The 14,538-nt window shown below is 66.8% G+C and carries 13 protein-coding genes; 7 read left to right on the forward strand and 6 right to left on the reverse strand.

Translation table 11 applies throughout. The features are described from left to right. The 4 genes from ACRDUX_RS02910 to ACRDUX_RS02925 all read left to right on the forward strand — a co-directional run. On the forward strand, positions 1 to 1,574 hold a 1,574-nt coding region (locus tag ACRDUX_RS02910; protein ID WP_526410842.1), incomplete at its 5' end, for a GltB/FmdC/FwdC-like GXGXG domain-containing protein. After that, positions 1,567 to 3,069, forward strand: coding sequence for a glutamate synthase small subunit (gltD, locus tag ACRDUX_RS02915; protein WP_526410844.1), 1,503 nt, complete (start codon positions 1,567 to 1,569; stop codon positions 3,067 to 3,069). The genes ACRDUX_RS02910 and gltD, both read left to right, overlap by 8 nt. Positions 3,070 to 3,107: 38 nt before the next feature. Beyond that, the gene (gene pyk / locus ACRDUX_RS02920; RefSeq protein ID WP_526410846.1) at positions 3,108 to 4,526 is read left to right on the forward strand and encodes a pyruvate kinase; all 1,419 of its coding nucleotides are present in this window, start codon (positions 3,108 to 3,110) and stop codon (positions 4,524 to 4,526) included. An 8-nt stretch (positions 4,527 to 4,534) separates the two neighbouring features. Continuing rightward, complete coding sequence (locus ACRDUX_RS02925; RefSeq protein ID WP_526410848.1) at positions 4,535 to 5,422, forward strand: acyl-CoA thioesterase II; 888 nt, start codon at positions 4,535 to 4,537, stop codon at positions 5,420 to 5,422. Here ACRDUX_RS02925 and ACRDUX_RS02930 read toward each other — a convergent pair. The 6 genes from ACRDUX_RS02930 to ACRDUX_RS02955 all read right to left on the reverse strand — a co-directional run bounded on the left by ACRDUX_RS02930 (position 5,379) and on the right by ACRDUX_RS02955 (position 12,104). Beyond that, positions 5,379 to 5,798, reverse strand: coding sequence for a DUF4190 domain-containing protein (locus tag ACRDUX_RS02930; RefSeq protein WP_526410850.1), 420 nt, complete (start codon positions 5,796 to 5,798; stop codon positions 5,379 to 5,381). The two genes, ACRDUX_RS02925 and ACRDUX_RS02930, sit on opposite strands and share 44 nt — an antisense overlap. Beyond that, positions 5,795 to 7,312 (reverse strand): ATP-binding cassette domain-containing protein, encoded by a 1,518-nt coding sequence (locus ACRDUX_RS02935; protein WP_526410852.1) that lies wholly within the window; start codon positions 7,310 to 7,312, stop codon positions 5,795 to 5,797. The genes ACRDUX_RS02930 and ACRDUX_RS02935 overlap by 4 nt, the downstream gene beginning before the upstream one ends. Beyond that, on the reverse strand, positions 7,299 to 9,014 hold the full coding sequence (gene cydD, locus ACRDUX_RS02940; protein ID WP_526410854.1) for a thiol reductant ABC exporter subunit CydD: 1,716 nt from the start codon (positions 9,012 to 9,014) through the stop codon (positions 7,299 to 7,301). The genes ACRDUX_RS02935 and cydD overlap by 14 nt, the downstream gene beginning before the upstream one ends. Then, complete coding sequence (gene cydB, locus ACRDUX_RS02945; RefSeq protein WP_526410856.1) at positions 8,897 to 9,931, reverse strand: cytochrome d ubiquinol oxidase subunit II; 1,035 nt, start codon at positions 9,929 to 9,931, stop codon at positions 8,897 to 8,899. The genes cydD and cydB overlap by 118 nt, the downstream gene beginning before the upstream one ends. A gap of 10 nt (positions 9,932 to 9,941) precedes the next feature. Further along, positions 9,942 to 11,390 carry a cytochrome ubiquinol oxidase subunit I gene (locus ACRDUX_RS02950; RefSeq protein ID WP_526410864.1) on the reverse strand — a complete coding sequence of 483 codons (1,449 nt, stop codon included), beginning with the start codon at positions 11,388 to 11,390 and terminating at the stop codon, positions 9,942 to 9,944. Between the two features lie 78 nt (positions 11,391 to 11,468). Beyond that, positions 11,469 to 12,104, reverse strand: a complete 636-nt coding sequence (locus ACRDUX_RS02955; RefSeq protein WP_526410858.1) for an HdeD family acid-resistance protein — start codon at positions 12,102 to 12,104, stop codon at positions 11,469 to 11,471. Between the two features lie 186 nt (positions 12,105 to 12,290). Here ACRDUX_RS02955 and ACRDUX_RS02960 point away from each other — a divergent pair, with 186 nt between their 5' ends. The 3 genes from ACRDUX_RS02960 to ACRDUX_RS02970 form a co-directional block, all read left to right on the forward strand. Beyond that, positions 12,291 to 13,214, forward strand: a complete 924-nt coding sequence (locus ACRDUX_RS02960) for an ABC transporter substrate-binding protein (RefSeq protein ID WP_526410860.1) — start codon at positions 12,291 to 12,293, stop codon at positions 13,212 to 13,214. A gap of 15 nt (positions 13,215 to 13,229) precedes the next feature. Then, positions 13,230 to 14,159, forward strand: a complete 930-nt coding sequence (locus tag ACRDUX_RS02965) for an amino acid ABC transporter permease (RefSeq protein WP_526410862.1) — start codon at positions 13,230 to 13,232, stop codon at positions 14,157 to 14,159. 29 nt (positions 14,160 to 14,188) lie between these two features. Beyond that, positions 14,189 to 14,538: ATP-binding cassette domain-containing protein (locus ACRDUX_RS02970; RefSeq protein ID WP_526410866.1), on the forward strand; the 350-nt coding region annotated here is incomplete at its 3' end.

Raw genomic sequence — 14,538 nt, forward strand, 5'->3', positions numbered from 1 at the left:
CGCCGCCGCCGCATCACGACATCTACTCGATCGAGGACCTGGCACAGCTCATCCACGACCTGAAGAACGCCAATTCGCAGGCGCGGATCCACGTCAAGCTGGTCAGCTCCGTCGGCGTCGGCACCGTCGCGGCGGGTGTTTCGAAGGCCCACGCCGACGTCGTCCTCATCTCCGGCTACGACGGCGGTACCGGCGCCGCACCGTTGACCTCGCTGAAACACGCGGGCGCGCCGTGGGAGATCGGGCTGGCCGATACACAGCAGACATTGGTGCTCAACGGCCTCCGGGATCGGATCACCGTCCAGTGCGACGGCGGCATGCGCACGGCGCGTGACGTGATCGTCGCCATGTTGCTCGGCGCGGAGGAGTACGGCTTCGCCACGGCCCCGTTGGTGGTGGCCGGCTGCATCATGATGCGGGTCTGTCACCTCGACACCTGCCCCGTCGGCGTGGCGACGCAGAATCCGGAACTGCGGGCCCGGTTCAATGGCAAGCCGGAGTTCGTGGAGAACTACTTCAGGTTCATCGCCGAGGACGTCCGCAAGTATCTCGCGGAGCTGGGCTTCCGCAGCATCGACGAGGCCGTCGGCCGGGTCGAGACACTCGACACGGCACCCGGTGTCGCCCACTGGAAGAGCCAAGGGCTCGACCTGTCTCCGATCTTCACGGTGCCGAAGGACGCGCACGGAGCCAAGCTGACGCAGCGGCGCCGGCTTCGCGATCAGGACCACGCACTGCAGCATGCACTGGACCAGACCATCATCGCGCTCGCCGAGGGCGCCCTCGAGGATGCGCACCCGGTGCGCCTGGAACTGCCGGTGCGCAACGTCAACCGCACCGTCGGCACCCTCCTGGGATCGGAGGTCACCCGCCGCTACGGAGCACAGGGCCTGCCCGACGACACCATCCACATCACGCTGACGGGTTCGGCGGGCCAGTCGATCGGCGCGTTCCTGCCGCCCGGCGTCACACTCGAACTCATCGGTGACGCCAACGACTACGTGGGCAAGGGACTTTCGGGCGGTCGAGTGATCGTCCGGCCCGACGACGACGTACTTTTCCTGCCCGAGGACAACGTCATCGCCGGCAACACCCTGCTCTTCGGCGCAACCTCCGGCGAGGTCTTTCTCCGTGGCCGGGTGGGGGAGCGGTTCTGCGCGCGTAACTCCGGCGCCCTTGCCGTCGTGGAGGGGGTCGGCGACCATGCCTGCGAGTACATGACCGGCGGGCGCGTCGTCGTGCTGGGGCCTACCGGCCGCAACATGGCCGCGGGCATGTCGGGTGGCATCACCTTCGTACTCGGGCTGGACCCCGCGAAGGTCAACCCCGACATGGTCGCACTGCAGCGGTTGGAGGCGGAGGATCTGGCGTGGCTGCACACCGTCGTCGCGCAGCACGGCCGACACACCGGTAGCACCGTCGCACGGTCGCTCCTGTCCGACTGGCCCAGGCGCAGTGAGCAATTCACCAAGATCATGCCCACCGACTACGAGAAGGTCCTGCAGGCCACGCGGATGGCGAAGGCAGACGGACGCGACGTCGATACCGCAATCATGGAGGCAACCCGTGGCTGATCCGTTCGGCTTCCTGAAGGTGGCCAGGGTCGAAGCCGCCAAACGCCCCGTCGACGAGCGGGTCGGTGACTGGCGCGAGGTGTACGAGCGCCAGGATGCGCACGAACGGGCGGGTGAGGTCTCTCAACAGGCGAGGCGCTGCATGGACTGTGGCATCCCGTTCTGCCATTCCGGAACCGCCGGCTGTCCGCTGGGCAATCTGATTCCCGAGTGGAATGACCTGGTACGGCGTGGCAGGTGGGATGCCGCGAGTGACCGGCTGCACGCCACCAACAACTTCCCAGAATTCACCGGCCGACTGTGTCCCGCACCGTGCGAGGCGGCGTGCGTGCTCTCCATCGCCGAAGGCGAGACGGGTGGGGCCGTCACGATCAAGCGCATCGAGCAGACCATCGTCGACCACGCCTGGATGAACGGCACCATCGAGCCCCAGCCCGCCGCGATCTCCACCGGCAGGGGAGTCGCGGTCGTTGGCTCGGGCCCGGCGGGCTTGGCCGCGGCTCAGCAGCTCACCCGGGCCGGGCACCACGTCACGGTGTACGAGCGAGACGATCGACTCGGCGGTCTGATGAGATACGGCATTCCCGAGTACAAGCTCGAGAAGTCCATGCTGAACCAGCGGTTGGCGCAGATGCGCGCCGAGGGAACGCGTTTCGTCACCGACTGTGAGGTCGGTGTCGACCTGTCCATCGAGCAGTTGCGCCGTCAGCACGACGCCGTGGTGCTCGCCGTCGGCGCCCTGCGGTCTCGCGACAATGACGTCGAGGGACGGGACCTGGAGGGCGTGCACCTGGCGATGGAGCACCTGGTGCCCGCCAACAAGGAATGCGAGGGCGACGGCGCGTCGCCCATCTCGGCGGCGGGCAAGCACGTCGTGATCATCGGCGGCGGCGACACGGGCGCCGACTGCCTGGGTACCGCTCATCGCCAGGGTGCGGCGTCGGTCACCCAGCTGGACTACAACCCGGAGCCGCCCGAACAGCGGGACGACTCCCGGTCGCCGTGGCCGAGTTGGCCGATGGTGCTGCGCACGTCACCCGCGCACGCCGAGGGCGGTGCCCGTCGCTACGAGGTGGCCGTGCAGCGGTTCGTCGGCGACGACCGGGGTCAGGTCAGAGCCATGGAGATCGCCGAGGTCAAGGTGGAGCGCGACGCGGACGGCCGCAGGCGCATCACACCGGTGGGCGAATCGATCGAGATCCCGTGCGAATTGGCCCTTTTGGCGATCGGCTTCGAGGGGGTCGAGCACATGCCGCTGCTCGACGGACTGGGCCTGACGCTCAACAGGCGGGGTGCGCTGGCGTGCGGTTCGGACTGGCAGACCGACGCGCCAGGTGTCTTCGTGTGCGGAGACGCCCACCGCGGCGCATCGCTCATCGTGTGGGCCATCGCGGAGGGTCGCAGTGCCGCGCACGCGGTCGACGCCTACCTCATGGGGGAGTCGGATCTGCCCGCACCGGTCAAGCCAAGCGCGCTGCCCCTGGCAGTGGTCTGAATCGTCATCTGAATCGATTACGACTATGCTGAGTCAACGTGACTAGACGCGGAAAGATCGTCTGTACGCTTGGCCCCGCCTCCTCGTCGGATGAGCAGATCAAGGCACTCGTCGAGGTAGGGATGGACGTGGCGCGGCTGAATTTCAGCCACGGCGACCACGCCGATCACGAAATCGCCTACAAGAGGGTGCGCGCGGCCTCCGACCAGACCGGACGGGCCGTCGGCGTAATGGCCGACCTGCAGGGCCCCAAGATCCGGCTCGGCCGGTTCGCCGACGGGCCCACGGTATGGGTCGCCGGCGAGATGGTGCGAATCACCGTCGACGACGTCGAAGGCACCCACGACCGGGTTTCGACCACGTACAAGGAACTCGCCAAGGACGCGGCAGTGGGCGACCGCCTACTCGTCGACGACGGCAACATCGGCCTCACGGTCCACGAGATCGACGGCAACGACGTCGTCTGCATCGTCACCGAGGGCGGCAAGGTCAGCAACAACAAGGGCCTTTCACTGCCGGGCATGAACACGTCGGTGCCCGCCATGTCGGAGAAGGACCTCGACGACCTCAGGTTCGCCATGAAGCTCGGCGTCGACCTGGTCGCACTATCGTTCGTGCGCTCACCCGCAGACATCGAGCTGGCCCACGAGGTGATGGACGAGATCGGCCGTCGCGTGCCCGTCATCGCCAAGCTGGAGAAGCCCGAGGCAATCGAGAACCTCGAGGCCATCGTGCTGGCGTTCGACGCCATCATGGTCGCTCGCGGTGACCTCGGCGTGGAGTTGCCGCTGGAGGAAGTGCCCCTGGTGCAGAAGCGCGCCATCCAGATGGCCAGGGAGAACGCCAAGCCGGTGATCGTCGCCACCCAGATGCTGGAGTCGATGATCGAGAACTCCCGGCCGACGCGCGCCGAGGCGTCCGACGTGGCGAACGCCGTGCTGGACGGTGCCGACGCGGTGATGCTGTCCGGCGAGACGTCGGTCGGAAAGTACCCGCTTGAGGCCGTGAAGACGATGGCGCGCATCATCACCGCCGTCGAGCAGAACTCAACGGCCGCGCCTCCGCTCACCCACGTGCCGCGCACCAAGCGCGGGGTCATCTCCTACGCCGCCCGCGACATCGGCGAGCGACTGGATGCCAAGGCGCTCGTCGCCTTCACCCAGTCGGGGGACACCCTCAAGCGCCTGGCGCGGTTGCACACGCCGCTGCCGCTGCTGGCGTTCACGCCGCTGCCCGAGGTGCGCAGCCAGTTGGCGCTGACGTGGGGGACCGAGACCTTCATCGTGCCGCACATCCAGACCACCGACGGCATGATCCGCCAGGTCGACGAGTCGCTGCTGGCGCTCGGCCGGTACAAGCGCGGTGACCTGGTGGTCATCGTGGCTGGTGCTCCTCCTGGCACAGTAGGCTCCACCAACATGATCCACGTGCACCGGATCGGTGAGGACGACCACTAAGGAGATACGTGCCGGGGACCTCTGACCTCGAGGAACTGCTGTCGGTACTCGACCTCCACCGCGTCGACGAGGACACGTTCACCGGCACGCATCCGAGCAAGAACCCCATCCGCACGTTCGGCGGCCAGATGATGGCGCAGGCCTTCGTCGCGGCCAGTCGGACGCTGAAGCACGACCTGCCACCGAGCACCCTCTCCGTGCACTTCATCGCGGGCGGTGACCCAGAGCGGGATCTCGAGTTCCACGTCGTGCGGCTTCGCGACGAACGCCGCTTCGCAAATCGGCGGGTCGACGTTAGGCAGGGTGATGCCCTGTTGGCGTCGGCGTTGGTGTCCCACATGGCGGGCGGGCGCGGTCTCGAGCACGGTGTCGAAGCACCCGACGTGGCGGACCCACTCTCGGTGCCTCGGATCGAGGACCTCCTGGTGGGCTACGAGGAGACGGTGCCGCACTTCGTCGCCGCGCTCAAGCCGATCGAGTGGCGCTACACCAACGACCCGGCATGGGTGATGCGCGACAAGGGAGAGCGGCTCGCCCACAACCGGGTGTGGCTCACGGCCAAGGGCGACATGCCCGACGACCCGGTGATCCACGCCGCCGCGCTGGTGTACTCGTCGGACACCACCGTGCTCGACTCGATCATCACCAGCCACGGCCTGTCGTGGGGGTTCGACCGCATCTTCGCCGCCTCGATGAATCACTCGGTGTGGTTTCACCGCCAGGTGCACTTCGACGAGTGGGTGCTGTACTCGACGTCGTCGCCGGTGGCCGCGGAGTCGCGGGGGCTGGGCACGGGACACTTCTTCAACCGTGAGGGTCTGGTGGTGGCCACCGTCGTTCAAGAGGGAATCGTCAAGTACTTCCCTGGGTCGGCTGCGTCGTCGGGGTCACGCTGAACCTCTCCTGAACCTGGTCGAGCCACTTGTTCGTGCAGCCGTCGATCGCCTGCTGATCGTTTCCGGCGCGCATCGCGCAGTCCAGGTACTCCGTGCCGCCGACGTCCCGCCAGGCGAACCACCAGATCACCACGAAGGCCAGCGACATCACGACCGCCAGCGCGCCGAGTACTATTCCGGCGGTGGCGATTCCGCCGTTGTCGGCCTCACCCCGCGATGCCCGCCCGCGGCCGAGGAATCCGAGGACTACCGCCAGGACGCCGCAGCCGATGCCGCCAAGGACCGACCAGCAGAGGGCGAGTCCGACGATGGCGAGGACGAGCGCTGCCGTGCCCAACCCGTTCTTGCGGGCGAAGACGATTCTGGGGCCGGTCATGACTTCCGAGCGTAGTCGAGGTCGAGCACGGGACACGAAAGGCCAAGCGGCAGGTGATGCGTCGCGACGACGACCGTGCGAGTCGCTGGAAACAGCCCGTCCTCGGCGAGGAGGTCGCGCAGGATCCGTTCCGCATCCGCCGCGTCGAGATGTTCGGTGGGTTCGTCGAGCAACAGGATGGGAAGATCGCACACGATCGCGCGGGCGAGTAGCAACCGACGCCGCTGGCCTGCCGAAACCGACGCGGCACCGCCCGTCATCAGCGTGGACAACCCGTCGGGCAGGCTCTCCAGCCAGCCTTGGAGCCCGACCGCCCGTAGCGCCGCGGTGAGTTCGCGGTCTCCAGCGTCACCACGGGCAACGAGCAGATTGTCGCGCACGGTGGTGTCGAACAGATGCGCGTCCTCGGCGAAGAAGCCTGCGGTCAAGGGATTTCCGTGTTCGGCGGCGATCGCCATCAGCGTGGTGGTCTTACCGCATCCACTGGGCCCGACGACGGCCAACCGGTCACCGCGACGGAGGCCGGGTGACCTGATCGGAGGCCGAAGTCGCATCGTCGGATCGGGCGCGGTGAGGCCGAGCAGTCGTCGGGCGGCGATGCGGCCACGGGTGAGTTGAATCGCGGCGGCGGGCAGAGCGGTGGTGGCCTCGAAGGCCGACAGCGGTAGCAGCACGAGGATGGCCAACGTGGTCGGGGCGAGTACCGATGACAGCGAGATCGCGACGACGACGGCGCCAAGGACGGCGGCGCCCATCGCCGCCACCGGTGCGGCTGCGCCGTACGCGGCGGGCAAGGCGGCCCGGTCTGCGGCGGCGCCCCAATCTCGCTGTCTGCGAGCCGCTTCGGAAATCACGTCGTCGAGTTTGCCGGCCACCCTGAGCTCGGGTGCATGTTCGAGGGCCAGCATCGTGGCTGCATCGCGCGCCGAATGATGTCGCACGGCAACGTCTTCGGCGGCCGCGGCGGCGCGCGCGGCCAGCCACGGAGCGATCACCCCAGCGACGAGGAGACAGGCGAGGAGCACCGCGCCTGCGGCGGGCGAGATGACGGCGATGACCATCACGGACGCCGTGGACAGAACGGTGGCGACCGCGATGGGGAGCACCGCGCGGACCAGCACGTCGGACAACTCGTCGACGGAGGCGCCGACGCGGGACGCGATATCGCCTTCCGACAACCGCATGACGGCGTCGGCGGGTCCGTCGGCCAACCGGCGGTACAGGCGCGCCCTTGCCGTGCCCGCGGCGCGCAGTGCGGTGTCATGCGAGGCGAGCCGTTCGCAGTAGCCGAGCACGCCGCGCGAGATGCCGAGGGCTCGCACCGCCACCACGGCCACGCTGAGGTCGAGGATGGGCGGCATCTGCCAGGCCCTGGCGATCAGCCATGCCGAGACTCCCGCGAGCGCCAGCGCGCTGCCGAGTGCGAGCACGCCGAACGCCACTGCCATCGCCAGACGTGGCAGCCGGGGGCGCAGCAGCAAGAGGCCTGCGACCAACGGATCAGTGCGGGACAAGACTGTCACTCCCGACGTCGATCACCCGGTCACCGATCGCACGGACCGACGCTCGGTGACCGACCACCACGACCGACGCGCCCTCGCGAGCGATATCCCGGATCGACTGCAGGACACGGGCTTCGTGCACCTCGTCCAGGTGTGACGTCGGTTCATCGAGAAGCAGAACCGGCCGCTTCGCACCGAAGGCCCTGGCGAGGCCGAGCCGCTGACGCTGCCCCAGCGACAGTCCGGTGCCGTCCCGGCCGAGTACGGTGTCCATGCCTTCGGGAAGGTCTGCCATGACGTCGTCGAAACCCGCTCGGCGACAGGCGGCGTCGAGGTCGTCGATCGAGCCGAGCAGGTCGAGGTTCTCGCGGACGGTACCGGCCACCAACGCGGGCCGCTGCGGCAGCCACGCCACCCGGTCCCACCACGACCGGACGTCGATCTCGGTGAGGTCGTCCTCGCCGATCAGTACGCGGCCCGACGTCGGTGCGACGAGGCCGAGGATGACGTGCAGTGCGGTCGACTTGCCCGCACCGTTGGGCCCCGTCAGGACGGTCACCGTCCCCGGTTGAACTTCGACGGACAGCCGCTGCGGGGCGTCACCGCTGCGACCGGTCACGCTGACGTTCTGCAAGCGGATCGACGTGCTGGCGGGTGTCCGAGTTCCGCGGTGGGTCGCTGCGGTGTCGCCCAGCAGTGCGTCGGACTTCGCCGCGGCGGTCTTGCCGTCCTGCGCGGCGTGAAACTCGGCGCCGACGCGGCGCAACGGCCAGAAGACCTCGGGGGCCAGAAGCAGCGCGGTGAGGCCCGCTGCCAGTTCGACCTCGCCGAACACCAGCCTCAGCCCGACGCTGACCGCGACCAGTGCGACACCGAGGGTGGCGAGGAGTTCGAGCACCAGCGCCGACAGGAACGTGATGCGCAGCGTCGCCATGGTCGAACGCCGATGGGCGTCGGCGAGTTCGGTGATGCGGTGCTCCGGTCCGTCGGCACGGCCAAGGGCACGCAGGGTGGGTATCCCGGAGATCAGGTCGAGAAGTCGCGACTGCAACGTGGTCATGGCCTTCAGCGACGCCGCGGAGCGTTCCGCGGTGACGAGGCCGATGAGCACCATGAAGAGGGGGACCAGCGGCAGTGCGATCAGGACGATGACGGCTGCCTGCAGGTCGTAGAAGGCCATCGTCGCGACCGCGGCGGGGGTCAGGATGGCGGCTTGGACCACCGCGGGCAGATAGCGCGTGAAGTAGGGGCGCAGGCCGTCGAGGCCATGCGTCAGGAGTACCGACGCCTGGTCGCGCCTGGCGGTGAGTTCACGCGGCGGAAGCGCTGAGACCGCCGTGAGCAGCCGTCGGTTCAGATCGGTGATCGTGGCGGTGGCCTCGCGTTGACTCAACCGAGCCTGCAGCCATTGCGCCAGGACGCGAATGGTCCACAGCACCAGGAGAACCGATAGCGGGGGTACCCAGCTGGTCAGGGTGCGGGTAGCAGGATCGGTGATGAGGCCCGCCAGAACGTGCGCAAGAATCACGGCACTGGCGATCGCCGTGCCGGTGGTGACCAGTCCGCAGCACACCGATGCGGCCAGATGGCGACGCGTCACCGTTGCAGACCGATCGGTGGCGGGATCCGGGCGGCGGAGATCCGTTGCCGAAACACCCAGTAGGTCCAGGCCTGGTAAGCGATCACGAGCGGCGCGAAGATCAGGGCCGCCCATGACATCACCTTCAGGGTGTACGGGGACGACGACGCATTGTGGGCGGTGAGGCTCCAGTCCGGGTTCAACGTCGACGGAATCAGATCCGGGTAGAGCGAGCCGAAGAGCAGGATCACCACCGCCGCGACCACGGTCGCCGTGCAGGCGAAGGCCCAGCCGTCGCCGCCGCGGCTCCACACCAGCATCACGGCCGAGAGTTGCGCGATGACCGCGACGCCGAGCACCAGCCAGGTCCAGTCCTTGCCGTGCGCGAGCTGGGTCCACGACCCAAAGCCGGCCACCACGATGGTCACGGGCAGTGCGAGGCGGCCCGCGAAGCGGACGGCGTCGTCGCGGACGGCACCCTCGGTCTTCAACGCGACGAAGACGGCGCCGTGGAACGCGAAGATCCCGGCGGTGGCAAGCCCGCCGAGGAGGACGTACCCGTTGAGAAGATCGCTGACGGACAGCTCAATCTGCTTGTGCGCGTTGACGGGTAGCCCGTGCACCAGTGCCGCGAACGCGACGCCCCACAGCACGGCGGGCAGCCAGGAACCGACCGCGATGGCGCCGTCGGCCCAGCTGCGCCACTTGGGGTCGTCGATCTTGCCGCGCCACTCGATCGCGCAGATGCGGACGATCATGGCGACGAGGATGGCCAGCAGCGGCAGGTACAGACCCGAGAACAGCGTCGCGTACATGTCGGGAAAAGCCGCGAACATGGCACCGCCGGCGGTGATGAGCCACACCTCGTTGCCGTCCCAGACGGGTCCGATGGTGTTCAGCACGGCCCGTTTGTGTCGTTCGTGCTCGCCGGCCGGAGCCCGGCGCCCGAAGAACTCCATCAGCATTCCGACGCCGAAGTCGAAGCCCTCCAGGACGAAGAAGCCAAGGAAGAGTGCGGCCAGGGCGATGAACCAGAAGTCCTGCAGTCCCATGTCGGCCTCCTCAGTACGCGAACGACAGCGGCGCCACGTCGTCTTCCCCTGGCGGGGTGGGGGGCGCCGGCTCGGCGTCGTGTTCGAGGGGGCCCTCGAGCACGTAGCGCCGGATCAGCCAGAACCAGATGCATGCGAGCGCCGCGTAGAGCAGCGTGAAGACGATCAAGGACGTCAGCACCACACCCGCCGAATGGCTGGAGACACCGTCTGCCACGTTCAGCCGGAGCATCTGGTCTCCGGTTGGGTTGGGCACCACCACCCACGGTTGCCTGCCCATCTCGGTGAACACCCACCCCGCACTGTTGGCGAGGAACGGAGTCGCAACGGTGACGAGGGCAAACCAGGAGAACCAGCGTTGGTCTGGGATGCGCCCACGGCGGGTCCGCCACAGTGCGACCATCGCGAAGAGGACTGGCACTGCCAGCAATCCGATCATTGCCCGGAACGACCAGTAGGTGACGAAGAGGTTGGGCCGGTAGTCACCGGGTCCGAACTTGGCCTCGTCCTTGGCCTGGAGGTCCTTCACGCCATCGAGGGTCACGCCGTGGAACTTGCCCTCGGCGAGGAACGGCAGCACGTAGGGCACCTCGATGAGGTGGGTCACGCTGTCGCAGTTGTTGTGCGTTCCGATGGTGAGGATGGAGAAGTCGGGGTCGGTTTCGGTGTGGCACAAGGATTCCGCCGAGGCCATCTTCATCGGCTGTTGCTGGAACATCAGTTTGCCCTGCGCATCCCCGGTCAGACCAAGCGCGCCCGCGGAGATCAGTGCGACCAGGCAGCCGAGGATCGTGGCGGGCCGATACATCGTGCGGGCTTCTTCGCTGTCGCGGGCCCGCACCAGCCACCACGCGCAGACGCAGGCGACGAACGTTCCAGCGGTGAGGAACGCCCCGGCCACCGCGTGGGAGAACGCCGCAGTGGCAGTGTTGTTCGTGAAGAGTCCGACGATGCTCGTCAGCTCGGCGCGCCCGGTCTCTGGGTTGTAACGGGCGCCGACGGGATGCTGCATCCACGAGTTGGCCGCGATGATGAAGAAGGCCGACGCGTTCACTGCGATGGCCACGACCCAGATGCACGCCAGGTGCACGAGTCTGGGCAGACGGGTCCAGCCGAAGATCCACAGCCCGATGAACGTCGACTCGAAGAAGAAGGCCACTAGGCCCTCCATGGCGAGCGGGGCGCCGAACACGTCGCCGACGAACCGTGAGTACTCGCTCCAGTTCATTCCGAACTGGAACTCCTGCACGATCCCGGTCGCCACGCCGAGGGCGAAGTTGATGAGGAACAACTTGCCGAAGAAGCGGGTCAGGCGGTACCACGCGGTGTTTCCGGTGATCACCCATGCCGTCTGCATGACGGCGATGAGCGGCGCGAGGCCGATGGTGAGCGGTACGAAGATGAAGTGGTAGACGGTCGTGATCCCGAACTGCCACCTCGATACGTCGAGCGCGTTCACGTCCACCATCTCCCCGGGGCTGCCGGTATTTACTACGACATAGTGTAGTAGATACTTCGTCGCCAGGCCAGGACGTATTTAGGTGCCGGCGCCCTCGGACTTCGTCGGCTCGGGGGCCGGCTCCGGCGTGGGGTCGACCGACTCGTGCGTCCTGGCCTCGGACACCAGATTCGTCGCTCTGCGAATCGCGAACGCCGACACGATCTCCATGACGCCGAGGACGATCAGCCAAATACCCACGACGAACGCCAGCGTGCCGATGGAATCGAACGGCGACGCCAGGACGACGACGCCCGCGATAAGGGAAATGATGCCGACGAAGGCGTTCCACCCGCGGCCGGGAAGCGTCGGGTCGCTGATGGCCGACACCGTCGTGGCCACACCACGGAAGATGAAGCCGACGCCGATCCAAATAGCCAGCAGCAGAACGGCATCACCCAGATGCCGGAACGCCATGATCGCCAGAATCAGCGAAGCGGCGCCGCTGATGAACAGCAAGACCCGCCCGCCGGCGGACACCTGCAAGCTGAACGCGAAGAAAACCTGCTGGATGCCGTTGACCAGGAGGCAGGCGCCGAAGAAGATGGCCGCGATCACGATCGAGATCGCGGGCCACGCCACGATGGCGACGCCGAGGGCGACTGCCAGCAGACCCGACACGGCGGCCGATTTCCACAGATGCGGCAACAGACTTGGGAGAGTAGGGGTCGTCACGGGAGGAAGTGTCGCACAGTGTGCCCTGGTCGGACCGTGATTCACCCGCGTCGTCGCTTCGGACAGCGCGGATCGGAGACCAGCGTTAAGTTTCACCTACTAGAGCGCAGCGTCCCAGCTAGTGTTCCGTTCACGTCGTCGCCTCGTTGAAAAGTGAAGGCGGCCCGATGCAGAAAGAAGAGACCCGTGGTTACTGAAATTCGAGACCGTAGGGCGAGATCACGCTGGTGGCGCGGCGCTGCGGTCATCGCCGTGTCGGGCGCACTGGTGCTGTCGGGCTGTACGAAGAACACCGACACTTCGGGTCCGACGACGGAGACCACCGCGGCCAAGGCGGCCAAGGTCGACGACATCGCCAACACCGTGCCCGAGGAGATCAAGTCCTCCGGCAAGCTGGTCGTCGGGGTGAACGTGCCGTACACGCCCAACGAGTTCAAGGATCCCAGCGGCAAGATCATCGGCTTCGACGTCGATCTGATGAACGCCATCGCGTCAACCCTCGGCCTCACCGCCGAGTACCGCGAGGCGGACTTCTCGAAGATCATCCCGTCGATCCAGGGCGGCACCTTCAACGTCGGCATGTCGTCGTTCACCGACACCAAGGAGCGCGAGCAGACCGTCGACTTCGTCACCTACTTCTCGGCGGGATCGCTGTGGGCCAAGCCGAAGGGTTCGGACATCGACCCCGCGAACGCGTGCGGCAAGAAGGTCGCTGTGCAGGCCACGACGACTCAGGAAGTCGACGAGCTGCCCGCCAAGAGCAAGGCGTGCACCGACGCGGGCAAGCCGGCGATCAACATCGTGAAGTTCGACGGCCAGGACCAGGCCACCAACGCGGTCATCCTCGGGCAGGCCGACGCGATGTCGGCCGATTCGCCGGTGACGCTGTATGCGATCAAACAGAGCAACGGCAAGCTCGAGCAAGCGGGTGAGATCTTCGACTCCGCGCCATACGGTTGGCCGGTTAAAAAGGGATCCCCGCTCGCGGCGTCGCTCCAAAAGGCGCTCGAGCACCTGATCGAGACCGGTGACTACAAGACGATCGCATCGAACTGGGGTGTCGAGGCAGGCATGATCGACAAGCCGGTCATCAACGGCGCAACCAGCTGATATCCGGATTCACTCATGAGTGTTGACGTTTCGCCGCCACCCACTGCCCCCGCCGCCATCGACGCGGTCCCATTGCGGCACCCGTGGCGGTGGGTGACGGCGATCGTCATCATCATCCTCGTCGCACTGTTCCTCTACGGTGCGGCCACCAATGAGGCATACGGTTGGGCCACCTTCGGCAAGTACATCCTCGACGAACGGATCGTGTCCGGCGTCTGGGTCACTCTCGAGTTGACCGTCCTGTCGATGATCCTGGCGATAGTGCTCGCGGTGATCCTCGCGGTCATGCGGCTGTCGCCCAACCCGGTCTTCCGGTCGGTGTCCTGGGTGTATCTGTGGATCTTCCGCGGCACCCCGGTTTACGTACAACTGGTGTTCTGGGGCCTGTTTCCGACCATCTACAAGAACATCCAGCTCGGTATCCCGTTCGGTCCGACGTTCTTCACCCTGAACATCCAGAACCTCTCGCTGTACTTCCTGCTGGCGGTCATCGGCTTGGGTCTCAACGAGGCGGCATATCTTGCCGAGATCATCCGCGCCGGGATCAGCTCGGTGCCCGAAGGCCAGTCGGAGGCGTCCACCGCGCTGGGCATGTCCTGGATCATGACCATGCGGCGCACGGTGTTGCCGCAGGCGATGAGGGTGATCATCCCGCCGACCGGCAACGAGTTCATCGGCCAGCTGAAGACCACCTCGTTGGTGGCCGCCGTGCCCTTCACGTTCGACCTGTTCGGGCGTCAGCGCGACATCTCGGCGGTGCTGTTCCAGCCGATCCCGCTGCTGCTGGTCGCGGCAGGCTGGTACCTGCTCATCACCAGCATCCTGATGGTCGGCCAGTTCTATCTGGAGCGATACTTCTCGCGCGGAGTATCGCGCAAGCTGACCGCCAAACAACTCGGCGCACTCGCCGAGGCGCAGACACTGGGAGAGGCGGGGCACACATGAGCGCAGTTTCGGGTCCCGCGACCACACTCATGGTCAAGGCCGAGGGCGTATGCAAGAATTTCGGCGCACTGAAGGTGCTCAAGGGCGTCACACTGGAGATCGGCCGTGGTCAGGTGCTGGTCCTGGTGGGACCATCAGGCTCGGGCAAGTCGACCTTCCTGCGGTGCATCAACCACCTCGAGGTGGTCAACGGCGGCCGCCTCTACGTCGACGGTGACCTGATCGGTTACCGCGAACGCGGAGGCAAGCTGCACGAGATGCCGCCGCGGGAAGCGGCCAAGCAGCGCCGCGACATCGGAATGGTGTTCCAGCACTTCAACCTGTTCCCGCACCGCACCGCGCTGGCGAATATCGTCGAGGCTCCGATCCAGGTCAAGGG

Origin of the sequence: Mycobacterium sp., assembly GCF_050701675.1 — a bacterium.
In the GTDB taxonomy this organism is placed as follows: Bacteria; Actinomycetota; Actinomycetes; order Mycobacteriales; family Mycobacteriaceae; genus Mycobacterium.

What these genes read in the sequence shown, in the direction of transcription:
- cydD (WP_526410854.1), bottom strand. Translation starts at nt 9,014, where the DNA reads ATGGGCGGCCCTGATCTTCGCGCCGCTCGTGATCGCTTACCAGGCCTG.
- ACRDUX_RS02930 (WP_526410850.1), bottom strand. Translation starts at nt 5,798, where the DNA reads ATGACCGGCCCCAGAATCGTCTTCGCCCGCAAGAACGGGTTGGGCACG.
- ACRDUX_RS02965 (WP_526410862.1), top strand. Translation starts at nt 13,230, where the DNA reads ATGAGTGTTGACGTTTCGCCGCCACCCACTGCCCCCGCCGCCATCGAC.
- cydB (WP_526410856.1), bottom strand. Translation starts at nt 9,931, where the DNA reads ATGGGACTGCAGGACTTCTGGTTCATCGCCCTGGCCGCACTCTTCCTT.